The 22,185-nt window shown below is 69.7% G+C and carries 21 protein-coding genes; 14 read left to right on the top strand and 7 right to left on the bottom strand.

The features are described 5' to 3' along the window. Positions 1 to 300 precede the first annotated feature (300 nt). The 10 genes from mltB (at position 301) to rarD (ending at position 11,520) form a co-directional block, all read left to right on the top strand. On the top strand, positions 301 to 1,431 hold the full coding sequence (gene mltB, locus E2F49_RS09110) for a lytic murein transglycosylase B (RefSeq protein WP_133393611.1): 1,131 nt from the start codon (positions 301 to 303) through the stop codon (positions 1,429 to 1,431). Next, complete coding sequence (locus E2F49_RS09105; protein ID WP_133393610.1) at positions 1,428 to 2,798, top strand: septal ring lytic transglycosylase RlpA family protein; 1,371 nt, start codon at positions 1,428 to 1,430, stop codon at positions 2,796 to 2,798. Before mltB ends, E2F49_RS09105 begins: the two co-directional genes overlap by 4 nt. Before the next feature lie 55 nt (positions 2,799 to 2,853). Further along, positions 2,854 to 4,095, top strand: coding sequence for a D-alanyl-D-alanine carboxypeptidase family protein (locus E2F49_RS09100; RefSeq protein ID WP_425481361.1), 1,242 nt, complete (start codon positions 2,854 to 2,856; stop codon positions 4,093 to 4,095). 101 nt (positions 4,096 to 4,196) lie between these two features. Beyond that, positions 4,197 to 4,475 (top strand): DUF493 family protein, encoded by a 279-nt coding sequence (locus tag E2F49_RS09095; RefSeq protein ID WP_133393609.1) that lies wholly within the window; start codon positions 4,197 to 4,199, stop codon positions 4,473 to 4,475. Positions 4,476 to 4,497: 22 nt separating this feature from the next. Further along, on the top strand, positions 4,498 to 4,965 hold the full coding sequence (locus tag E2F49_RS09090) for a BLUF domain-containing protein (protein WP_133393608.1): 468 nt from the start codon (positions 4,498 to 4,500) through the stop codon (positions 4,963 to 4,965). Beyond that, the gene (gene lipB, locus E2F49_RS09085) at positions 4,962 to 5,618 is read left to right on the top strand and encodes a lipoyl(octanoyl) transferase LipB (protein WP_165971178.1); all 657 of its coding nucleotides are present in this window, start codon (positions 4,962 to 4,964) and stop codon (positions 5,616 to 5,618) included. Before E2F49_RS09090 ends, lipB begins: the two co-directional genes overlap by 4 nt. An 80-nt stretch (positions 5,619 to 5,698) precedes the next feature. Further along, positions 5,699 to 6,706 carry a lipoyl synthase gene (lipA, locus tag E2F49_RS09080; protein WP_055251673.1) on the top strand — a complete coding sequence of 336 codons (1,008 nt, stop codon included), beginning with the start codon at positions 5,699 to 5,701 and terminating at the stop codon, positions 6,704 to 6,706. 335 nt (positions 6,707 to 7,041) lie between these two features. Beyond that, on the top strand, positions 7,042 to 9,234 hold the full coding sequence (locus tag E2F49_RS09075) for a carboxy terminal-processing peptidase (RefSeq protein WP_055251675.1): 2,193 nt from the start codon (positions 7,042 to 7,044) through the stop codon (positions 9,232 to 9,234). Positions 9,235 to 9,673: 439 nt separating this feature from the next. Beyond that, positions 9,674 to 10,612, top strand: a complete 939-nt coding sequence (yedA, locus tag E2F49_RS09070) for a drug/metabolite exporter YedA (RefSeq protein WP_133393606.1) — start codon at positions 9,674 to 9,676, stop codon at positions 10,610 to 10,612. Then, a complete protein-coding gene (gene rarD / locus E2F49_RS09065) occupies positions 10,609 to 11,520 on the top strand; it encodes an EamA family transporter RarD (protein WP_133393605.1) in 912 nt (303 codons plus the stop codon). Before yedA ends, rarD begins: the two co-directional genes overlap by 4 nt. A 94-nt stretch (positions 11,521 to 11,614) precedes the next feature. Here the strand turns inward: rarD and E2F49_RS09060 are convergent, their stop codons facing one another. Continuing rightward, positions 11,615 to 12,679 carry an alpha/beta fold hydrolase gene (locus tag E2F49_RS09060; RefSeq protein ID WP_133393604.1) on the bottom strand — a complete coding sequence of 355 codons (1,065 nt, stop codon included), beginning with the start codon at positions 12,677 to 12,679 and terminating at the stop codon, positions 11,615 to 11,617. 175 nt (positions 12,680 to 12,854) lie between these two features. Between E2F49_RS09060 and E2F49_RS09055 the strand changes: the two genes are divergently transcribed. Next, a complete protein-coding gene (locus E2F49_RS09055; RefSeq protein ID WP_133393603.1) occupies positions 12,855 to 13,472 on the top strand; it encodes a nucleotidyltransferase family protein in 618 nt (205 codons plus the stop codon). Between the two features lie 170 nt (positions 13,473 to 13,642). Here the strand turns inward: E2F49_RS09055 and E2F49_RS16360 are convergent, their stop codons facing one another. The 6 genes from E2F49_RS16360 to E2F49_RS09030 all read right to left on the bottom strand — a co-directional run bounded on the left by E2F49_RS16360 (position 13,643) and on the right by E2F49_RS09030 (position 19,040). After that, positions 13,643 to 13,798, bottom strand: coding sequence for a hypothetical protein (locus E2F49_RS16360; protein WP_165971177.1), 156 nt, complete (start codon positions 13,796 to 13,798; stop codon positions 13,643 to 13,645). Positions 13,799 to 14,048: 250 nt separating this feature from the next. Then, on the bottom strand, positions 14,049 to 14,357 hold the full coding sequence (locus E2F49_RS09050; protein WP_133393602.1) for a hypothetical protein: 309 nt from the start codon (positions 14,355 to 14,357) through the stop codon (positions 14,049 to 14,051). Further along, positions 14,354 to 15,682, bottom strand: coding sequence for an ABC transporter permease (locus E2F49_RS09045; protein WP_133393601.1), 1,329 nt, complete (start codon positions 15,680 to 15,682; stop codon positions 14,354 to 14,356). Before E2F49_RS09045 ends, E2F49_RS09050 begins: the two co-directional genes overlap by 4 nt. Before the next feature lie 10 nt (positions 15,683 to 15,692). After that, positions 15,693 to 16,856 (bottom strand): ABC transporter permease, encoded by a 1,164-nt coding sequence (locus E2F49_RS09040; RefSeq protein ID WP_133393600.1) that lies wholly within the window; start codon positions 16,854 to 16,856, stop codon positions 15,693 to 15,695. A 202-nt stretch (positions 16,857 to 17,058) separates the two neighbouring features. Continuing rightward, positions 17,059 to 17,748, bottom strand: coding sequence for an ABC transporter ATP-binding protein (locus E2F49_RS09035; protein ID WP_425481360.1), 690 nt, complete (start codon positions 17,746 to 17,748; stop codon positions 17,059 to 17,061). Between the two features lie 62 nt (positions 17,749 to 17,810). Next, entirely contained in the window at positions 17,811 to 19,040 is a 1,230-nt protein-coding gene (locus E2F49_RS09030) for an efflux RND transporter periplasmic adaptor subunit (protein WP_133393599.1), read from the bottom strand. 231 nt (positions 19,041 to 19,271) lie between these two features. On the opposite strand from E2F49_RS09030, the gene E2F49_RS09025 reads away from it, so the two are divergent. The 3 genes from E2F49_RS09025 to E2F49_RS09015 are packed head-to-tail and all read left to right on the top strand — an operon-like array spanning position 19,272 to position 22,165. After that, positions 19,272 to 20,186, top strand: coding sequence for an ABC transporter ATP-binding protein (locus tag E2F49_RS09025; protein WP_133393598.1), 915 nt, complete (start codon positions 19,272 to 19,274; stop codon positions 20,184 to 20,186). Continuing rightward, positions 20,183 to 20,962, top strand: a complete 780-nt coding sequence (locus tag E2F49_RS09020; RefSeq protein ID WP_133393597.1) for an ABC transporter permease — start codon at positions 20,183 to 20,185, stop codon at positions 20,960 to 20,962. The genes E2F49_RS09025 and E2F49_RS09020 overlap by 4 nt, the downstream gene beginning before the upstream one ends. Positions 20,963 to 21,016: 54 nt before the next feature. Beyond that, on the top strand, positions 21,017 to 22,165 hold the full coding sequence (locus E2F49_RS09015) for a sensor histidine kinase (protein WP_243713548.1): 1,149 nt from the start codon (positions 21,017 to 21,019) through the stop codon (positions 22,163 to 22,165). Positions 22,166 to 22,185 lie beyond the last annotated feature (20 nt).

Genomic DNA, 22,185 nt, shown 5'->3' with positions numbered 1-22,185 from the left:
CGCGCCAAGGATGGCGCGCGCCCGAGTCAAGGCAGGGTAAGAGAGGTCTGCTTGCGCGGCACTGCCGCGCGTCCTCTCGAACGCACGGCGCGCTGCGCCGGGCCGGACCGCGAAGCGGCCTTGACCGAGGGATAAGCGGCTTCCGGCCGCCAGGCCGATGCCTTCCCGAAGTCGGCTTTGCTCGATGACCAATCAATCGCTTCGCATTCGACCTGCCTGACTGTCGCGATGCTGACCGGCGGCGAGCGCGTCGGCGCAACGCTGCGTTGCCCGCGCATGTGCGTGCTACCCTCGCCGCCGATGAGCCGACGCCCGTTTTTCCGACTCGCCGTGGCCGCGCTGCCGTTCGCATTGGCAGCGTGTGCGACTCCCGTCAATCCGTCCGATGGCCATGCCGAGGACTACGGTGCGGTGACCCCGCTGCCGGAAGCCGCGCGTCCCGAGGGCGCCCTGCTGCCGCCGGTGCCGCAACCGCCCGAGCGTCCGGTCGCGCCGACGTCGGTCACCGATCCGGCGATACCGCGCGCGACGCGCGTGGACAACTTCGTCGACTACACCGTGCAGACCTACGGCGCCGATCCCGCCTATGTGCGCAGCGTGCTCGCGCAGGCGCAGGTGCAGCAGGCGATCCTCACCGCGATCAGCCGCCCGGCCGAAGCCGTGCGTCCGTGGCGCGACTACCGACCGATCTTCATCAACGACGCGCGCATCAACGGCGGCGTGGCGTTCTATCGCGAGAACCGCGCGGCGCTCGACCGCGTGGCCGCCGAGACCGGCGTGCCGGCCGAGTACATCGTCGCGATCATCGGCGTGGAGACCAGCTACGGCCGCGTCACCGGCAACTGGAAGGTGATCGACGCGCTGTACACGCTGGCCTTCGACTACGCGCCGCGCGCACCGTTCTTCGCCGGCGAGCTCGCCCAACTGTTCGCGCTGCAGAAGGCCGAGCCGCAACTCGACGTGCTGCAGCTCAAGGGCAGCTACGCCGGTGCGATGGGCATGGGCCAGTTCATGCCGTCGAGCTATCGCCTGTGGGCGAAGGACGGTGACGGCGATGGCCAGCGCGACCTGCTGACCCACAAGCCGGACGTGTTCGCGTCGATCGCCAACTACTTCGTCGTGCACGGTTGGCAGCGCGGCGCACCGGTCGTCGCGCGCGCGCAGCGCGCCGAGGGCGCAGCCGACTTCAAGCCCGAGAACTGGGAGCCGGTGTATCCGCTGGCCAATCTGGCCGCACGCGGCTACACGCCCGCACCCGGCCAGCCGACCGCCGAAGGCGCCACGCTGCTGTCGCTCGATGGCGAGGCCGGCATGGAGTACTGGCTGGCGTATCGCAACTTCTACGTGATCACCCGCTACAACCGTTCGCCGATGTATTCGCTGTCGGTGCACCAGCTGGCGCAGGCGATCCGCGCCGGGGTCGGTCCGTGATCCGCTGGCTGCTGCCGCTGGCCGCGCTGGTGCTGCTTTCGGGCTGCGCCGGCAATGCCAAGCGTGCGGCGGCCCCGGCGTCGGGCAGCACCGTGGGTTCGACCGCGCCGGCGCACGTGCCGGCCGGTCAGCGTCGCGTCTCGCCGTACGCACCGGCGCAGGAAGATCCGAACACGCGCGGCCACTACACCGCAGGCGGGCTGTATCGGCCCGGCGTGCCCGACAGCCTGCCGGACTACCTGCCGAACGTGGACGCGATTCCCGAGCCCGAAGTCGTCGATCTGCCGCGCTCAGCGGTCGGCAACCGCAGTCCCTACCAGGTGCTGGGCAAGAGCTACACGGTGCTCGACGACCACAGCGAATTTTCCGAGACCGGCACGGCTTCGTACTACGGCGCCAAGTTTCACGGCCGCCTGACCTCGAACCGCGAGGTCTACGACATGTACGCGTTCACCGCCGCACACAAATCGCTTCCGCTGCCGAGCTTCGCGCGCGTGACCAACCTCGACAACGGCAAGTCGGTGATCGTGCGCGTCAACGACCGCGGGCCGTTCCACGAAGGTCGCGTCGTCGATCTGAGTTATGCGGCGGCGGTGAAGATCGGCATCCACCCCGCCGGCACCGGCCGCGTCGAAGTGCGCGCGCTGAGCCCGGGCGAGAATGCCCGCAACGATTACGAGGCCGTCGCCGCCGCGACGCCGGCGGCCACGCCGGCCGCAGCGCCGCCGCCGGCGCGCGTGCGCGGCAGCAACCGGCGCGCGGCCACGGTGCCCGCCACCGCGACGGCCGCGCTCGCCCCGGCCGCGACGACCTCGGCCGCGGGCAGCGCGATGGACGCGATCGTCGAAGCGCTGCCGATCGCATCCGCCAATGCCGGCGAGCGTCCCGCGCCGTCGCCCGCGGCGCCTGCCGCGAGTGCAGCGGACGGTCGCTTCAACATGTACCAGAACGGCAAGGTCATGACGGCCGACGACTTCGACGCCTGGCTCGCCGCGCGCGGGCTCAAGCTCGAGAACGGTCGCCAGGTGCCGATCAACCCGGTGCCGGCCACGACCGCGCCCGCCACCCAGGCACCGGCGCCCGTCACCACCGCGGTGGTCCAGGCCGCACCGCGCCCGTCGCCGGTCGCGACGGCAGGCGGCGTGACCCTGCAGGTCGCCGCCTTCGGCGCCCGCGCCAACGCCGAGCGCGCGCTGGCGACGCTGCGTGGTGCCGGCATCGCCGCCGCGCAGCTGCAGGACGGCACCGCCGCCGGCAAGCCGGTCTGGCGCCTGCGCGTGGGCCCGGTCGAAGCGACGCAGGTCGCCGAGATGACCTCGCGCGTCGCCGGCCTCGGCTTCGGTGCGCCGACCGTCGTCCGCGATTGAACGTTTTCCCTCAACCACCGGCCGACGCGGCCGGGTCCCCGGAGTTCCGTCTTACATGAAAGTGTCCGTAGTCGTTTCGCGCATGTTGCTGGCCGCGCTGGCCACCGCCACGGTCGGCATCGCCGTTGCGCAGGATCCCGCGCCCACGCCGCAGCCGACGCCCCGGCCGGCCACGCCGGCCGCCGCCGCGCCCGCGCTCAGCGACGAACTGCCGACCCCGCCGCCGCCGAGCATCACCGGCACGGCCTGGGTGCTGATGGACTACGCTACTGGCCAGATCCTGGCGGGTGAGAACGCCGACCAGCGCGTCGAGCCGGCCAGCATCACCAAGGTGATGACCAGCTACGTGATCGCCGCCGAACTGGCCGCCGGCAAGGTCAAGCCCGACGACCAGGTGCTGATGAGCGAGAACGCCTGGCGCAAGGGCGGCGCGGGCACCGACGGCAGCTACAGCGGCTTCCCGGTCAACCAGACCGCACCGCTGCTGGACATGGAAATCGGCATGGTCGTGCAGTCGGGCAACGACGCCGCGATCGCGCTGGCCGAGCACGTCGCCGGCAGCGAGGAGGCCTTCGCCCAGCTGATGAACGCCTACGCCGCGCGCATCGGCATGAAGAACAGCCACTTCGAGAACGCGACCGGCCTGTCGGGCCCGGAGCACTACTCGACCGCGCACGACCTGGCGATCCTGGGCCGCGCGATGGTGCGCGACTTCCCCGAGGAATACGCGCACAACAAGATCAAGGAATTCACCGTCGGGCCGATCACCCAGCACAACCGCAACCGCCTGCTGTGGCGCGACGACAGCGTCGACGGCATCAAGACCGGCCACCACAGCGGCGCGGGCTACTGCCTGATGGCCTCGGCCCTGCGTGGCGACCAGCGCCTGATCTCGGTGGTCATGGGCTCGACCAGCGAATCGCAGCGCGCCACCGATTCGCTGGCGCTGCTCAACTGGGGCTTCCGCTTCTTCGAGACCCATGCCGTCTACGACGCCGGCAAGGCCGTCTCCACGCAGAAGGTCTGGAAGGGCAAGGCCAACGAAGTGAACCTCGGCGTCGCCGAGCCGATGCTGGTCTCGATGCCGCGCGGCAAGTACGCCCAGCTCAAGCCGTCGATGGACATCCCGCAGGTCATCGAGGCTCCCATCGAGAAGGGCCAGCAGATCGGCACCGTGCGCGTCGAACTCGACGGCAAGGTCATCGCCGAGCGCCCGCTGGTCGCGCTGGAAGCGGTCGAGGAGGCCGGCTTCTTCAAGCGCCTGTGGCACGAGTTCCTGATGTGGTGGAACGCCTGACCGGCGCCATCGCATGCATCAGGGAAGGCCGGCGCAAGCCGGCCTTCTTCATTCTGTAACGGACGCTTGGGTTCGGCCGCCGGCGCCCCGATAATCCGCGCATGGACATCACTTCCGACAACCCCGAGCACGGCTTCCAGTTTCCCGGCACCTTCGAGATCACCGCGATGGGCGGTGCCGACGCGGGTCTGGAAACCGAGATCCCGCGCCTGCTGACCGATGCCGGCATCACCGTGCTGCACGAGACGGTGACGTCGCGCGCATCGAGCGCGGGCAAGTACGTGTCGATCAAGCTGCAGATCCGCGCCGAGTCGCGCGCGCAGTACGACGCCGCTCACGTGGCGCTGCGCGGGCATCCCGAAGTGAAGTGGACGCTCTGACGCCCGACCGGAAGTTCTGACGATGATCCGCCAGCTGCTCTACCGCAGCGGCCAGCTCGCCGAGTTCACGGCGGCCGACATCGGCCGTCTGCTGTCGCGTGCGCGTGCGTTCAACACGGGTCAGGGCATCGGCGGCCTGCTGCTGCATCACGATGGCCTGTTCATGCAGCTGCTCGAAGGTCCCGTCGCCGCGGTGGACGCGCTGTACGCGCGCATCGCCGCCGACCCGCGCCATTGCGAAGTGCGCCTGCTGGTGCGCGCCGAACGTCACGCGCCGCTGCTGGCCGGGCCGGGCATGGCCTGGGCCGAGACGCCCTACGACGGCGAAGCGCTGGTGTTTCCCGATGTGGAGACCGACCGGTGCGCGCTGGACCGTCTGGAGACCGCGGGCGGCGATCGTGTCGCCGCGGCGATGCGCGCCTTTCTGCAGGGCGCACCGGTGCCCGGCGGCGGCCTCGGGTGCGCGCGGGTCATGGAGCGCGTGCTGTGAGCGCGTTGCCGGCGATCGTCCGCCACCTCGGCCGCCAGCCGTATGCGCCGGTGTGGCAGGCGATGCAGCGCTTCACCGATGCGCGCTGCGCCGACACCACCGACGAGCTGTGGGTCGTCGAACACGATCCGGTGTTCACCCTCGGTCAGGCCGGCAAGCCCGAGCACGTGCTCGCGCCCGGCGACATTCCCGTCGTGCAGGTCGATCGCGGCGGGCAGGTGACCTATCACGGCCCCGGCCAGCTGGTGGTCTACCCGCTGCTGGATCTGCACCGGCTGAAGATCGGCGTGCGCGAGTACGTCTGCAGGATCGAGCAGGCCATCATCGACACCCTCGCCGACTGGAACATCGAGGCCCAGCGGCGCGAAGGCGCGCCGGGTGTCTACGTCAACGACGCCAAGATCGCCGCGCTCGGCATCCGCGTGCGCCGTGGCCGCACCTTCCACGGCCTGGCCTTCAACGTGGCGATGGATCTCGAACCCTTCCAGCGCATCAATCCGTGCGGCTATCAGGGCCTGCAGGTCGTCGCGTTGAGCGATCTTGGCGGCCCGTTGTCGCTTGATCGGGTGGCGATCGTGCTGCTCGAACACCTCGCGGCGCAGTTCGGGCTGGCGCCTGCCGAAGGTCCGCCGCCGGCCCTGCCCGCTGAATGACACGCTGTATCCCTGGTCCCTCGGCAGACAGTGCCGGACCGGGGGCCTACAATGACCCTCCGACCGTCGCTGCGCCCGCCATGTCTTCCTTGACCGACAAATCGATCCCGTTGCAGGTGGTGTCCGCGCCGCCGCCGGCGTCGCTGCAGACCGGCGTCAAGCAGGTCGCGGGCGACAAGATCGCGCGCTCGCCAGTGCAGTTCGCCGACGCGCCCGTGCTGCGCAAGCCGTCGTGGATCCGCGTGCGCATTCCGTCGAACGGCGCCGTCGCGGCGCTGAAGTCGAAGTTGCGCGAGAACCGTCTGGTCACGGTCTGCGAGGAAGCCAGCTGCCCGAACATCCACGAGTGCTTCGGCCACGGTACCGCGACCTTCATGATCCTCGGCGAGGTCTGCACCCGCCGCTGCTCGTTCTGCGACGTCGCCCACGGTCGCCCCAAGCCGCCGGATGCGAGCGAACCGCTGAACCTCGCGAACACGATCGCCGACATGGGCCTGAAGTACGTCGTGATCACGTCGGTCGACCGTGACGACCTGCGCGACGGCGGTGCCCAGCATTTCGTCGACTGCATCCGCGAAGTGCGCAAGCAGTCGCCGCACATCCGCATCGAGGTGCTGACGCCGGACTTCCGCGGCAAGGGCCGCATGGAGCGCGCGCTGGAGATCCTCCAGAGCGATCCGCCCGACGTGTTCAACCACAACGTCGAGACCGTGCCGGACCTCTACCGCAACGTGCGCCCCGGCGCGGACTACCAGTGGTCGCTCGACCTGCTGAAGAAGTTCAAGGCCCAGCACCCGGGCGTGCCGACCAAGTCCGGCATCATGCTCGGTCTCGGCGAGACGATGGAGCAGGTGCAGGGCACACTGCGCGATCTGCGCGCGCACGACGTGGACATGGTCACCATCGGCCAGTACCTGCAGCCGTCCGCGCACCATCACCCGGTGCTGCGCTACTGGACGCCCGAGGAGTTCAAGGCGCTCGAGGACTACGGCATGGCGCTGGGCTTCAGCCACGTGGCGTCCGGCCCGCTGGTGCGGTCCTCGTACCACGCCGACCAGCAGGCGATGGGCGCCGGCGTCGCCGCCTGACCGTCGGATTCCGGAGCGCGCTGACGCGCGCGCCGGCTGCTGCGAAATGATGCCTGCCCGCCTTCCTCCGGGCGCAGGTTTCCTTGGATTTTCAGACGGTCACTGTCTGGCCGGGAACGCCATGCGCGCGAAGGCTTGGACCCGCGGCGGCGCCTTGCCGCATCCCTGCAGGACTCGGCGGATGACGCCCCGTTAAACACAGCGTCGTTCCACACGGTTTTGCGTGTGCCCGATTGCGCGTGGCCTGCAACTTCCGGCACTGTCGGACCGTCTGTTCACGTTCCAGGCTGCAATGCATGTCGCATGATGGCCGTATCCGCAATCCAGGACCCCGCATGAAAGCTTCCCGCGTCGTTTCCGGTTCCCTGATCGCTCTCGCGTTGGCGGTGCCGCTCGCGCTGATGGCCCGGCCGGACACCATCGCCAACGTGCCTGCGACGCCGAACGCCGACCAGGTGGCGGCCTCGAAGCTGGTCTACGGATTGCTGTCCGACAGCCGCTACGCCTACCGTCCGCGCGCGCTCGACGGCAGCCTGTCGGGCGAGATCTTCGACCGCTACTTCGAGAATCTCGACGCCGGCAAGCTGTTCTTCACCCAGCAGGACATCACCCGCTTCGAACCGCTGCGTGCCGGCATGGGTCCGGCGGTGCGCGATGGCGACGTCGCGCCGGCGCTGGAAGTGTTCACGCTCTACAAGCAGCGCGTCGCCGAGCGCATCGCCTATGCCCGCGAGCTGCTCAAGCAGGACATCTTCGACTTCAGCGGCAACGACCGCTGGGAATACGACCGCGAGGATGCGCCGTGGGCCGCCGACGCGGCCGAACTCGACGCCCTGTGGCGCCAGTCGGTGCGTAACGACTGGCTGCGTCTGGAGCTGGCCGGCAAGGCGCCCGAGGAAATCCGCAAGACCCTTGACCGTCGATACCTCAACACCGCCAACACGGTCGCCGCGCTCAACAGCGAAGACGCCTTCAGCAGCTTCCTCAACGCCTACACCGGCTCGATCGATCCGCACACCGACTATTTCAATCCGCGTGCGGCGCGCCTGTTCAACCAGAGCATGTCGCTGTCGCTCGAAGGCATCGGCGCGCAGCTGCAGAAGCAGGACGACGTGGTGGTGATCCGCGAGGTCATCGCCGGTGGTCCGGCTGCGCTGAGCAACCGCTTCAAGCCCGGCGATCGCATCGTCGGTGTCGGACAGGGCACCAACGGTCCGATGGAAGACGTGATCGGCTGGCGCATCGACGACGTGGTCGACAAGATCAAGGGCCCGAAGGACACGCAGGTGCGCCTGGACGTGATTCCCGCTGCCGCCACGCTCGACAGCGAGCCGGTACGCATCACGCTGACCCGCGCGCGGGTGCGTCTGGAAGAGCAGGCCGCCAAGGCCGAGACGCTGACCCTGCCGCCGGACCAGGCCGGTGGTCGCGACAAGCAGATCGGCGTCATCAAGCTGCCCGCGTTCTACCAGGACTTCGAAGGCCGCCGGAACCGCAATGGCGAGTACGCCTCGGCGACGCGCGACGTCGCGCGCCTGCTGGAAGAGTTCAAGGCCAAGAACGTCGACGGTGTGGTGCTCGACCTGCGCAACAACGGCGGCGGCTCGCTCAACGAGGCGGTCGAACTGACCGGTCTGTTCATCGATCAGGGCCCGGTCGTGCAGGTGCGCGAATCGGGCGGCCGCGTCGGCGTGCAGGGCGACCGCGATCCGGGCGTCGCTTGGGACGGCCCGCTGGCGGTGCTGATCAATCGCGGATCGGCCTCGGCGTCGGAGATCGTCGCCGGCGCCATCCAGGATTACGGCCGCGGCCTGATCATCGGCGAGACCACCTTCGGCAAGGGCACGGTGCAGAACCTGGTCGACCTCGACCGCTGGCCGGCCAACGAGACCAAGCGCTTCGGCCAGGTCAAGCTGACGATCGCGCAGTTCTTCCTGCCCGGCGGCAGCAGCACGCAGAACAAGGGCGTCGAGCCGGACGTGCACTTCCCGGTGACGGTCGACGCGACCGAGTTCGGCGAGAGCACCTACGACAACGCGCTGCCGTGGACCCGCATCGCCGCGGTGCCGCACACGCAGTACGGCGACTTCTCGCCGCTGATCCCGAAGCTCGAGGCGCAGCACAAGGCGCGCGTGTCGACCGACAAGGAATTCGTGTGGCTGGCCGAGGACATCGCCGAAGCCCGCACCGAACGCGAGAAGAAGTGGATCTCGCTCAATCTCGAGGAGCGTCGCGCCGAACGTGACCGCCAGGTCGCCAAGCGCCAGACGCGTCAGGAAGAGCGCCGCGCGCTGGGTCTGGAACTGGACCCGCTGTCGGATGATTACAGCGACGACGGCCTGCAGGCCAACGAGCGCGCGATCGCCCAGCAGAATCGCCTGGAGAAGGCCGCCGAAGATCGTCCGGACCCGCTGCTGCGCGAATCGGCGGCGATCCTCGCCGACGCGGTGCGCATGCTCAACGCGGACCGCGACCTGTCGGCGACGGTGCTGCCGGTGTCGACCGCGCCTGGGCGCTGGGCGCGCTGATCGGCTGACAGTTCTGTTCGAACGAAGCCGCCGCGGGTGACCGCGGCGGCTTTTTTGTGCATCGAAGGGCGAGTGGCGGCAACTCGCCGGCTCGTCTCCGTTCCCATGAAGCAACCCCTTCCCCCGCGGAGCGGGGGAAGGTTGGGATGGGGGCGAACGATCCGGCTGCGCAAACAATGATCTGCCGGCGGCAATTGGACGCCCGATGCTTCAGCGCTGATGTCTGACGGTTCGCCCCCACCCAACCCTCCCCCGTGCACGGGGGAGGGCTTTGTTCCGCGCGCGAGTCTCGTCTGGCGACATCTCCGCAAGCATTGCGGCTGTCTCGGAAGGCATAGCCACAGCACCGCTGCAACACCACCATTCCAGCCGTGCAACGGGCCGCGGGCGTAGAATTCCGCTCCGCATTCGCGGCTTCTCCTCCTTCTCCGGAACCCCCATGAGCGTCGCGCCGGTGTCGCGTCCCGCCTCGGTCCTGGCCATCGCGCTGGCGCTGGCGGCCGTCTATCTCGTCTGGGGGTCGACGTATCTGGCGATCCGCTTCGCCCTGGAGGGCGGATATCCGCCGCTGCTGATGGCGGGCATGCGTTTCATCGTGGCAGGTGGGCTGATGTACGCCGCGCTGCGGCTGCGCGGTGTGCCGGCGCCGACGCGCAACCAGTGGAAGACCCTGCTCGCGATGGGTGTGCTTCTGCTCGGTCTGGGCAACGGCATGGTCTGCATCGCCGAACAGAGCGTGTCGTCGGGTCTCGCCGCGGTCGCGGTCGCCTCGGCGCCGATCTGGATCGCGCTGTTCTCGGCCATGCGCGGCGATCGTCCCTCGCGCGTGGAATGGGCCGGTCTCGCAGTCGGCTTCGCCGGCGTGCTGTGGCTCAACGCCGGCAGTTCGCTGACCGCGACGCCGGTCGGACTGGTCGCGCTGCTGATCGCGCCGCTGGCTTGGGCCTTCGGTTCGGTGTGGAGCCGCGGACGCGACCTGCCGTCGCCGTTCATGGCGGCCGCGGCGCAGATGCTCGCCGGCGGCGTGATCATCCTCGCGGTCGGCCTGCTGATCGGCGAGCGCTTCCACGAACTGCCCACCCTCAAGGGCACGCTGTCGGTGGCGTATCTCGCGTCGTTCGGGTCGATCATCGGCTTCACCGCCTACGTCTGGCTGCTTCACAACGTGCGCCCGACGCTCGCAGGCAGCTACGCCTACGTCAATCCGGCGATCGCCGTGCTGCTGGGCGCGTGGCTCGCGTACGAGCGCTTCCACGTCAACGATCTCGGCGCGATGGCCGTGATCCTGGTCGCGGTGGTCGCGATCACGCTCGGCCGCGCGCGGGCGAAGAAGGCGGTGCCGACGCCGGCCGCCGCGCTCGCGGGAGAAGAGCCGTGATCGATGCCGCACAGAGCCGCCGCGGCCTGTGGATCGCGGTCGCGGCCTTCGTCATCTGGGGCCTGATGCCGCTGTACTGGCACGTGCTGCGGCATGTGCCGTCGCTGCAGATCGTGCTGCACCGGTCGATCTGGTGCGCGATTCTCGTCGCCGCGTTTCTGACCCTCCGCCAGGGCCGCGGCTGGCTGCGCGAGATCCTCGCGCAACCGAAGCTCGCCGGCATGCTCGCGATGTCGGGCTGCCTGATCGCGGCGAACTGGGCGCTCTACGTGTGGGCCGTCAACAGCGGCCACGTGGTCGAGGCGAGCCTGGGCTACTTCATCAATCCGCTGCTCAACGTGGTGATCGGCGTCGCCTTCCTGCGCGAGCGCCTGTCGGTGCCGCAGTGGGTCGCGGTGGCGCTCGCCGCCGGCGGCGTCGCCTGGCTGACCTTCAACTACGGCAGTTTTCCGTGGATCGCGCTGTGCCTGGCGACCTCGTTCGCGCTGTACGGACTGATCCGCAAGTTCGCGGCGGTCGAGGCGGTGCAGGGGCTCGGTGTCGAGAACCTGTTCGTGTTCGGCCCAGCGCTGATCGCGCTGGTCTGGATCGAAAGCCGGGGCGGCGGTGGTTTCTTCTCGCTGGCCTGGGGCGGCTGGACCGATGTGCTGCTGGTGATGGGCGGCGCGCTGACCGCGATTCCGCTGATCTGCTTCGCCTACGCGGTGCGCCGCGTGCCGCTGACCGTCGTCGGCCTGCTGCAGTACATCGGCCCGACGCTGCAGCTGCTGCTGGGCGTGTTCTTCTTCGGCGAGGCGTTCGGCATCGATCGGGCGATCGGCTTCGGCTTCATCTGGGTCGGTCTGGTGGTGTTCGCCGTCGACGGTTACCTGCAGGCGCGGCGGCGGATCGTGGCGCAGCAGGCGTAACAGGCACGCTTCGCCGGTGTGGGAGCGCGCTTGCGCGCGATGACGGTCACCGGGAAAGCCCTTCGCGCGCGAGCGCGCTCCCACACGGCAGCGCTCAGCGCGCGGCCAGAGCGATCTGCGGGCAGGCCGGTGCGCCGAACCAGTCGACGACGGTCGGCGCGAGGCGATCGAGGCGCATCGGCAGGCTGAGGTGATCCTCGCCGGCGAGTTCGAGGTAGCGCGCATCGGGCAGGGCGGCGGCCAGCGCCCGGCCGTGCGACACCGGCACGTGGCGGTCCGCGCTGCCGTGGACCAGCAGCACGCAGCCCGGCGTCTGGGCGAGTGCGGTGCCGACATCGATACCGTCGAGCCGCAGCGACAGCGTATCGCCGGCGCTGGCGATCGCCGCGTCGAGCACCGCCGCGTCGATGCGCCAGCGCAGCCAGGTGCGGGTGATCCGTGCATGCCAGCTGCCACCGGTCTCGGCGAGCATATGCGGGACCATGTCGCGGATCGCGCCGCCGGCATTGTCGAACGACTCCAGTGCGACCACGCGCTCGGCGCCGAGGCGCGGATCGGCGGCGGCGAACAGCGCGGTCGCCGCGCCGTAGGACACGCCGAACACGTGCAGCGGGCCGACCACCTCGCCCGACTCGCGCAAGGCGGCGACCGCATCGACCACGTCGTCGGCCTCACGTGTGCCGTAGCCGGCAGGGCCATGGCCGGAGCGTCCGTGGTTGCGCAGATCGAGGGTGATCGCGCGATAGCCGGCCTCGGCCAGTGCCAGCGACCACGGCAGCAACGAGCCGCCGTCCATCATCCAGCCGTGCAGCAGCACGACGGTGCCGCGCGGCGCCGCTGCAGGTGCGGACGGCGCGTGGAAGTCCAGATCGAATTCGACGCCGTGCAGATCATTCGCCGGGCGTGTCCACGCGTAGGCCATGCCGTAGTCGCCCGGATCGAGCGCACGCCAGTACACCGGCACGCCAGCCGAGGTGTCGACCAGTCCACTGCGATGCGGCAGCCGCGCGAATGCGGCGTCGACGCGTGCGGTCTGCAGTAGCGGCGACGCGCCCGGCGGGGCCACCAGCTTCGAGGCCAGCGTGTGCGCGATGCCCGGCCAGGACGAGAATCCGGCGAGCAGCAGACAGACGGCGATGACGGCGACGACGCGGAGCATGGCGATGGGCGAGGGCAGACGGCCGCGCAGACTATCGACGCGCGCCCGGGCGTCGCTATCGCATCCGCATGACAACGGCGTTACAGACGGTCGCCGTTCATCGGTGTGACGCGGTCCGGGGACGGCGCTTCTGGCAGAGTGCAGCGATGCCCGAGCACCACTCCGGACCCACCCGATGACCGCCGCGCACGCCGCGATCGTGCTGGCCGCGGGCGGCAGCACACGCCTGGGCCGGCCTAAGCAACTGCTGCGGCGCGATGGCGAAAGCCTGGTCGCACGCGTGGTGCGCTTGGCGGCGGAGACGCGACCGTGCCGGCTGGTCGTGATGCTGGGCGCCTACCACGACGCCGTGGCGGCGGAACTCGCGCCGTCGCGGCACACGCTGGAACTGTGCGAGGTCGCCGACTGGCGCGAAGGTCTGGCGGCCAGCCTGTTCGCCGCTGCGGCGCAGCTGAAGGCGCATCGCGGCCCGGTGCTCGTCACCGGTATCGACCAGCCCGCGCTCAACGCCCTGCATCTGCGCGCGCTGCTGGACGGTTCCCGCACGGTGCGCTCGGGTTGCGCGGCGGTGATGCACGGCGAACGACCCGGGTCGCCGGCGGTGCTGTCGCATGCGCTGTTCGCGCAGGTCGACATGCTGGCAGGCGACCGCGGCTTCGGCGCGTTGCTCGCGGCATTGCCGGAGAAGGATCTGTTCCAGCTGCAGGCGCCGATGCTGATGCAGGACATCGATACTGCGGAAGACGTGCAGCAGGCGCTGGCGGATGGGTTGCTGGATCGAACGGGGCACTGATGCGATCGATCGTTGAGAACCGTGATGGATGCTCGAACGCGCTAGTAACTGCTCCTTTCCCCGCGCGCGTCATCGTCTGTGATGGCTGACGGTTCGCCCCCACCCAACCCTCCCCCGTACGACGGGGAGGGCTCACAGCGCATCTTGCGCCGCTCGGAGACGGTGAGGCCTCACTGCATCCGCGACAGCATCCACAGCACGACCGCGGTGCCGACCCGGAGCGGGACCTGTTCCAGCTGCAGGCGCCGATGCTGATGCAGGACATCGACACTGCGGAAGACGTGCAGCAGGCGTTGGCGGATGGGTTGCTGGATCGATCGGGGCACTGATGCGATCGATCGGGTTGCGACCCGTGATGGATGCTCGAACGCGCCAGGAACTGCTCCTTCCCCCGCGTGCGGGGGAAGGCTGGGATGGGGGCGAACACCCAGATCGAAGCATCAAGAGAGACGTGCGGTCTCGTGTTTCCGCTCGCGTCATCGTCTGCGGTGTCCGACGGTTTGCCCCCACCCAACCCTCCCCCGTGCGACGGGGGAGGGCTCGAAGCGCATTCCGCGTCGCCTGGGTGTGGGAGCCTCACTGCATCCGCGACAGCATCCACAGCACGACCGCGGTGCCGACCACGCCGATCACCAGCGCCGCGCGGCGCCAGCGCTGCGCGCGACGGCGGTAGCGGGCGACGCGCTCGTCGTTGAGCGCGTTCGCGCGTGCGATCCATGGTGCGGTGTCCTGCTCGGCTTTCGCGTAGATCGCCGCGCTGCGCGCGGGATCGGCTTCGGCCTGCAACGCGGCGTCCTCGTAGCGTTCGAAGGCGCGGGCCTGCAGCGCCTGGATCTCGCGTGCGATATCGGCATTCGACAACGCGTCGGGCGCAGACGGGCTCATGCCGCGCGCAAGGCCGTGGTCACCGGCAGCTGCGCCGCGCGCACCGCCGGGAACAGGCCGCCGACGAAGCCGATCGCCAACGCCCACTTCAGCCCGCTCCACAGCAACGCCGGTGTCACCAGGAATTCGAAGGTCATCTGTCCCACGCCGCCTGCCAGTGTCGACGCACCATAGCCGTCGAACACCACCCAGGCGATGAAGCCGCCGAGCACGCCGCCCAGCAGGGCCAGCAGCATCGTCTCCAGCATCACCGCCACGACCACCGGCAGGCCGCGGAAGCCGATCGCGCGCAGCGTCGCGATCTCGCGCGCACGCGCGGCCACGGTCGCGAACATGGTGTTGAGCGCGCCGAACACCGCGCCCACCGCCATGATGCTGCCGACCACGATGCCGATGATGCGCAGCACCTTGCTCATGCCCTCGGACTGCTTGGCGAAATAGTCCAGCGTGGTGCTGACCTCGACCTGGGTGCGCGGGTCGGCGTCCAGCGTGGCCTTGAACGCCTTGAACGCATCGGCGCTGGTCAGGCGCGCGGTGATCGACGCGCGGCTGGAACCGCGGCGGTAGGTCGTCGCGACGACTTCCGCATCGGCCCAGATTTCCGAGTCGTTCGCATCGTTCGATTCGAACGCGCCCACGACCTCCCAGGTGTCGCTGCCCAGGCGAACGGTCTGGCCCGGCTCGAGGCCCGCGAACTGTCGGCGCGCACCCTTGCCGACGATCAGTTCGCGGCGTCCGGTCTCGAACATGCGGCCTTCGACGATGCGCAGGTTCGGTCGCACCTGGAAGGCCAGCTCGCCGACGCCCCGGAACTGCACGCTGCCGTCCTCGTCGGGCGCACCGCCGCGCAGCGGCAGGTTGGCGGCGACGACGAGTTCGGGCGACGCCAGCGGACGACCGCTCGCATCGCGGGCGATTTCCGGCGCCTGCACCACGGTGTTGATCAGCGAGCGGTCGATGACCGACATCACCTCGGCTGCCGAGCCGCCGCGCAGCACGATCGCCGTCGACGCATCGCCGGTGCTGCCGACAGTGTGGCGATAGCCCTCGGCCATCGACAGCAGCGCGACCAGCACCGCAACGACGCCGGCGATGCCGATCACCACCACCGACGAGGCGCCGAGGCGCTGGCCCAGCGTGCTGATGCCGACATGGCTGACCGATGCGGCCTGACGACCGCCGTGGCTCAGCAGCATCCACAGCGCGGCGATCACCGCGAGCGCGAGCAGCACGTACCAGGGCGCGAGGATCCAGACGACCAGCGCGATGACCAGCGCGAAGACGAGGCCGGCGTTCTGCAGCACGGATTTCAGGAACGGATGCATGGCGGTCTCCTCAGCGGCCCGCGAGGGCATCGACGATGTTCAGGCGCATCGCGCGCACGGCCGGCAACGCGCCGACGACGATGCCGATGGCGACCATCAGGCACAGGCCCAGCGCCCAGTTTTCCCAGCCCACGCTCAGCCGCAGCATGTCGCCGGCGAACGCGGTCACGCCGGCGCTGATCACCGTCGCCAGACCCAGGCCCAGCGTGCCGCCGAACAGCACCAGCACCACCGACTCGGCGAGCACGAGCATCAGCACCGCGGTGCTGGAAAAACCGATGGTCTTGAGCACGGCGAGTTCGGACGTGCGCTCGCGCACCGCCTGCGCCATGGTGTTGCCGGTCAGCAGCAGCAGGGTGAAGAACACCGCGCCCATGATCGCGCCGACGATCAGGCCGATGTCGGCCATCTGCTTGAGCTGCGAGGCGAACGCGGCGGCCTCGGTCATGGTGCGGGTCTCGTTGGGCGAGTTGGCCGACAGCGCGTCGATCGCCTTGGCCGCGCGGTCGGCGCGTCGCACGTCGGACACGCGGCTGATGTACCAGCCCACGTCACCGTCGACATAGGGCGTGGACTCGGCGAAGTAGTCCCAGTGCATCAGCAGCAGCTGGTCGTTGAAGCCGCCGCCCTTGGCGTCCTTGTTGCGCATCACGCCGACGATGTCGAACGACCAGTTCAGCGAGCCGTCGCTGTTGGGGAAGATCGACGACTGCAGCGGAATGCGCTCGCCGACCTTCCAGTCGAAACGCTGCATCAGCTTCTCGCCGACCAGCACGCCGGTGCGCGTGCGCGCGAAGGCCTCACGCTCGGCCTTGTCGACGACGATCTCGGGATAGAGATCGAGATAGTTCGGCGCGACCGCGAAGGTGAAGAGCTGGTTGCGCGGCCCCTGGTAGGTGCCGCCGAACCAGTTGGCGTAGGTGACCGCCTCGATGTTGTCGACCAGTTCGATGCGCTTGCCCAGGGCCTGCGGCAAAGTCTCGATGAAGGACAGCCGCGACGAGGTCTGCAGGCGCTGCGCACCGTCGGCGTTCTGGCCCATCTGCGCGAATGCCACGCGGATACCGTCGAGCAGGCCGAACAGCAGGAAGGCCGCGACGATCGACATGACCGTCAGCGCGGTGCGGGTCTTGCGGCGCATCAGCGCCGCCCAGATCAGATGCAGGTATTTCATGGGATGTCCTGCTGTGTGCTTTCAGGAGTTCAATGCGGGCTTTGCGCCTTCCCCCGCGTGCGGGGGAAGGCCGGGATGGGGGCGAAGCGTCAGCTCAAGAGGAAATCGAACTGGTCAGGACGTCTGAGCAATCGCTCTTCTCGCTCACTGACCGTTTGCCCCCACCCAACCCTCCCCCGCAGGCGGGGGAGGGCTCAGGCGATCACGCCGCTTGCGCGTGCTCGCCGACCAGCGTGCCCTTGTCCAGATGCAGCGTATGACTCGCGTACTCGGCCGCCTTCGGGTCGTGGGTGACCATGACGATGGTCTTGCCGTGTTCGCGGTTGAGCGTCTGCAGCAGGCCCAGGATATCTTCGGCCGACTGGCGATCGAGATCGCCGGTCGGCTCGTCGCAGATCAGCAGTGTCGGGTCGGACACGATCGCGCGGGCGATCGCGACGCGCTGCTGCTGGCCGCCCGAGAGTTCGTTGGGTTTGTGCTTCGTGCGGTCCGCAAGCCCCACCAGCGTCAGCGCGATCTCGGCATTGCGCTTGCGCTGCGCGCCCGAGAGCTTCGTCAGCAGCAGCGGCAGCTCGACATTCTTCTGCGCGGTCAGCGCCGGCATCAGGTTGTAGAACTGGAACACGTATCCGACGTTGCGGCTGCGCCAGCCAGACAGCTGTCCGCCGCCCATGTTGTCGATGCGCTCGCCGTTGACGGCGATCTCGCCGCCGCTGGGCGTGTCGAGCCCGCCGATCAGGTTCAGCAGCGTGGTCTTGCCCGAGCCCGACGGGCCCATCAGCGCGACGAAATCGCCCTCGGCGATATCGAGGTTCACCCCGTGCAGCACCTCGACCTTCTCCGGTCCGCGCTGGTAGGTCTTGGTGAGATTGCGGATCGACACCAGTGCCATCGTCATTCCCCCTATCGATATTGCAAAGCGCAGCGATTCCGCGGGCGGATGCCCGCGGCCCCTTATTCCTTGACCTGCACGCGGCTGCCGTCGGCGAGCGCATCGGGGGCACCCACCACCAGCTCGTCGCCGGGCGTCACGCCCCTGGCGATCTCGACATTGCCGCCAACGCGTTCGCCCACTTCGACGGCGCGCTGGCGCACCACGTCGCCATCGACGACGAACACCACCTGCGCGCCGTGGCGCTCGGACAGCACCGTCGCCGGCACGCGCAGCAGGCGCGGCGCGTCGGCGTCCTGCGCGGGACGCGCCTGTTCGAGGAAGCTCACCGTCGCGCCCATGTCCGGCACGATGCGCGCGTCCTTGGCGTCGAGCGCGATGCGCACCTTGACTGTCGCCTTGCCGCGATCGGCAGTCGGCACGATGGCGATCACGCTGCCGGGAATCTTCCAGTCCTGGTAGGCGTTGAGCGTGGTCTCGACCGGCATGCCGGGCTTGACGCGGCCGATGTAGGACTCACCCACGTCCACTTCGACTTCCAGCGAATCCATGTCGACCAGGGTGCCGATGCCGGTGCGTGTAAAACCGCCACCGGCCGACAGCGGCGACACGATTTCCCCCGGCTGTGCGGCCTTGGCGACGACCACGCCGGAGAACGGCGCGCGCACCAGCGTGTCGTCGACGCCGATGCCCGAGATGCGCAGCTGCTCGTTCGCAACGGTCGCATTGCGACGCGCGGTGGCGAGCTGCGCACGCAGGGCATCACGCTGGGCGACGGCCTGTTCGTACTGCGCCTTGGACACCAACTGCTGGCCGACCAGGGCCTGCAGTCGATCGGCATTCGCCGCTGCTTCGGTCAACTGCGCCTGCACACCGGCCACCTGGCTGCGCGCGGCTTCGAGCTGCGCGGCCGACAGATCGCGGCGCGCGTCGGCGTCGATCGGATCGAGGGTGGCGAGAATCTCGCCTTCCTCGACGCGCTGGCCTTCCTCGATGCGCACCTCGCGCACGCGGCCGGTGATCTTGGCCGACACCGTCGCCATGCGCCGCGCGACGACGTAGCCGCTGGCATCGAGCACCGAGCCACCGGCAGCGCCCGCGGCCGTCGGTGCGGCGACGACGGTGGTCTCCACCTCGACGGCGCGCTTGCCCAGCACCAGCACGCCGATCACCAGCAGCACGAGCAGCAGGACGGCGATGGCGAGGCCGATCCACAGGCCACGACGCGACGGCGGCGGTGGCGCGCTGCGGTCGATGCGGAGTTCCTTCAACAGATCGGCGTTCGTGTTCATCGCAACCTTGGACGGCAGGACCGCGGCCAGTGTGACCGCCGCCCCGAGGGGATTCCAACCTGCCGGAAGTCAGGACCTGACCTGCGGCCGGCGCTCCGGGAGCGGCCAGAGTGTGCGCAGCGCCGGCTCCCGCTACACCTGACGACTGTCATGCGCCGGATGTGACGCACGCGAATGCCGGCGCCGGCCGGCACGCGGAAGACTGGCGTCCTTCCACGATGGAGCGCGCCCATGTCCGACCCGGACTTCCACGACACCGACGTACTGGCGCGCCTGCGTGGCGTGCGCCGCAAGCGCGGCGCAGTGCAGGCGCTCGACGGTGTCGATCTCGCGCTGCCGGCCGGCCGCGTGACCGCGTTGCTGGGCGTCAACGGCGCCGGCAAGACCACGGCGATTGAAGTGCTGCTGGGCCTGCAGCCCGCCGACGCGGGCGAAGCCACGCTGTTCGGCCGCTCGCCGTTCGCACACGACGCCAAGGCGCAGGTCGGCGCGATGCTGCAGCAGACGCAGCTGCCGGAGCGGCTGACGGTCGCCGAGCTGCTGGCGCTGGTGCGCAGCTGGTATGCGGCGCCGCGCAGCATCGCCGACTGCGCGGCGCTGGCCGGGCTCGACGGTCTGATGACGCGGCGCTACGGCCGCCTGTCCGGCGGGCAGCAGCGTCGCGTGCAGTTCGCGGTCGCGCTGTGCGGGCGGCCGTCACTGCTGTTCCTCGACGAGCCCACGACCGGTCTGGATATCGACGCGCGCCAGCAGGTGTGGCGGGCGATCCGCGAACTCGTCGCCGAGGGCGCCGGCGTGCTGCTGACCACGCATTACCTCGAGGAAGCCGAAGCGCTGGCCGATCGCGTCGTCGTGCTCGACCGTGGCCGCGTGCGCATGGCGGGCAGCGTCGCCGAGGTGCGCGCGCAGGTCGTGCAGCGTCACGTCGCCTGCGACACGCAGCTGTCCGAGGCCACGATCGCCGCGTGGCCGGGCGTGACGCAGGTCGCCCGCGACGGTGCGCGCGTGTCGATCGTCGCGGGCGATGCCGATGCGCTCGTGCGCCGTCTGCTGGCGGCCGATGCCGCGCTGGCGAATCTCGAGGTCCGGCGCGCCGGACTGGCCGAGGCCTTCGTCCAGATGACCACCGAACGGGAGGCCGCATGAAGCTCGACGCGATCCGTCACGCCGCACCGCCGCCTCCGTCGGTGTTCCGGGCGCACCTGCAGGAACTGCGCTGCGAGCTGCTGCGCATGCTGCGCGAGCCGATGTACGTGATTCCGACGCTGCTGTTCCCGGCGCTGTTCTACGCGATGTTCGGCCTGCTGATGGGCGGGCGCAGCGGCGGTGGCGCCGCGCAGTACCTGCTGGCGACCTACGGCGTGTTCGGCACGCTGGGCGCGGCGCTGTTCGGCTTCGGCGTCACCGTGGCCAACGACCGCGAGCGCGGGCTGTTCGCGCTGCGTCGCGCGCTGCCGGCGCCGCGGTCGTCGTGGATCACCGCGCGTCTCGCCAAGGCGATGCTGTTCTCGCTGGTCGTGTCGCTGGAACTCGCGCTGCTCGCCAGCATGTTCGGCGGCGTCTCGCTGTCGCCGATGCAGTGGGCCGCGTTGTGGGGTATCAACGTGCTCGGCGCGATTCCGTTCGGCGCGATCGGCCTGCTGCTGGGCGTGACCTGCAGCGCGAACGCAGCACCGGCGGTGGTCAACATCCTGTTCCTGCCGATGGCCTTCCTGTCCGGCCTGTGGCTGCCGCTGTCGATGTTGCCCGATGTCTTCGCGCGCCTCGCACCGGTGTGGCCGGCCTGGCACCACGCGCAGCTCGCCCTGGGCGTGGTCGGACAGGACGCTGGCGGTGCGCCGTGGCTGCACGCGGGCGCGCTCGTCGCGACCGGTCTGGTGTGTGCGGCGATCGCGCTGCAGCGTCTGGCGCGGGTGGGCTAGGGCATGGCCCGCGCAGCGGTTACGCTGCCGGCCGGGACCGGGGAGAGGCCGCGCGTGGAATCCGTTCGAAGCTTCGCCGGGCTGCGTGCGGCCCCTGACTCGGTGATCGGCCTGGCGCTGCGGCAGGGGCGGCCGGCATGGAGCGAGGGCATCCATGCGCTGTGGTCGATCTGGGTCTTCATCGTGCCGATGTTCACGCCGCGCGGCTACGACCTGCAGTGGCTGGGACTGACGCTGGTCTCGTATCCGGTGTTTCTGGCGCTGTTCGCCGGCGCCCTGCTGCTGCCCGAGCGGCGTTCGCCATGGTGTGCGCTGGGCATGATCGCGCTGTGCATCGCGCTGCTGCCCTGGTACATCGCCGGGCTGAGCTACTTCGTCTTCGGGTGCGTGTTTCTCGGCGCACTGTCGCGGACGTCGGTCTGGCGCTACGTGCTGGCACTGATCGTGTTCAACGCGGTGCTGATGACCTGGGCGCGCACGCTGGGCTACCCGTGGGCGGCGCTGGGCTGGATGCCGGTCACGACGGTGATGATCGGCCTGCTGGTGCAGGTGGATCGCATGAAGCACAAGCAGGATGCCGCGCTGCGGCTGTCACACGACGAAGTGCGTCGACTCGCCGCCGTCGGCGAACGCGAGCGCATCGGTCGCGACCTGCACGACCTGCTCGGGCACACGCTGTCGATGGTCGCGCTGAAAGCGGATCTCGCCGCGCGCCTGGTCGAACGCGATCCCGCCGGCGCGCAGCGCGAGATCGGCGAAGTTGGCGGCATCGCCCGCGATGCGCTGGCGCAGGTGCGACAGGCGGTCAGCGGTATCCGCGCCGCGGGTCTCGCCGCGGAACTCGCCTCGGCGCGCCTGCTGCTGGAGACCGACGGCATCGCGTTCGAGTACCGGCTCGATGATGCGGTCGCGGGTGCCGGCCTGACCCCGGAAGCCGAAACCGCGCTCGCGATGACGCTGCGCGAGGCGGTGACCAATCTGCAACGCCACGCACGCGCGACCTCCGCGCAGGCGCTGTTCTCGCGCGAGGGCGATGCGATCCGCCTGCAGATCAGCGACGACGGGCGTGGCGGCGCGATCGTCCCAGGCAACGGTCTGTCGGGCATGCGCGAGCGCATCGAATCGATCGGCGGGCGCCTGCGCATCGACGGCGACAGTGGCGGCACACGTGTCGACGCGCGCATCCCGTTGCAAGCGCCGTAGGATGGGTCGAGCGCAGCGAC

The organism is Luteimonas terrae, from assembly GCF_004358165.1.
Taxonomy (GTDB): domain Bacteria; phylum Pseudomonadota; class Gammaproteobacteria; order Xanthomonadales; family Xanthomonadaceae; genus Luteimonas; species Luteimonas terrae.
This window is presented reverse-complemented; position numbering and strand designations above follow the sequence as displayed.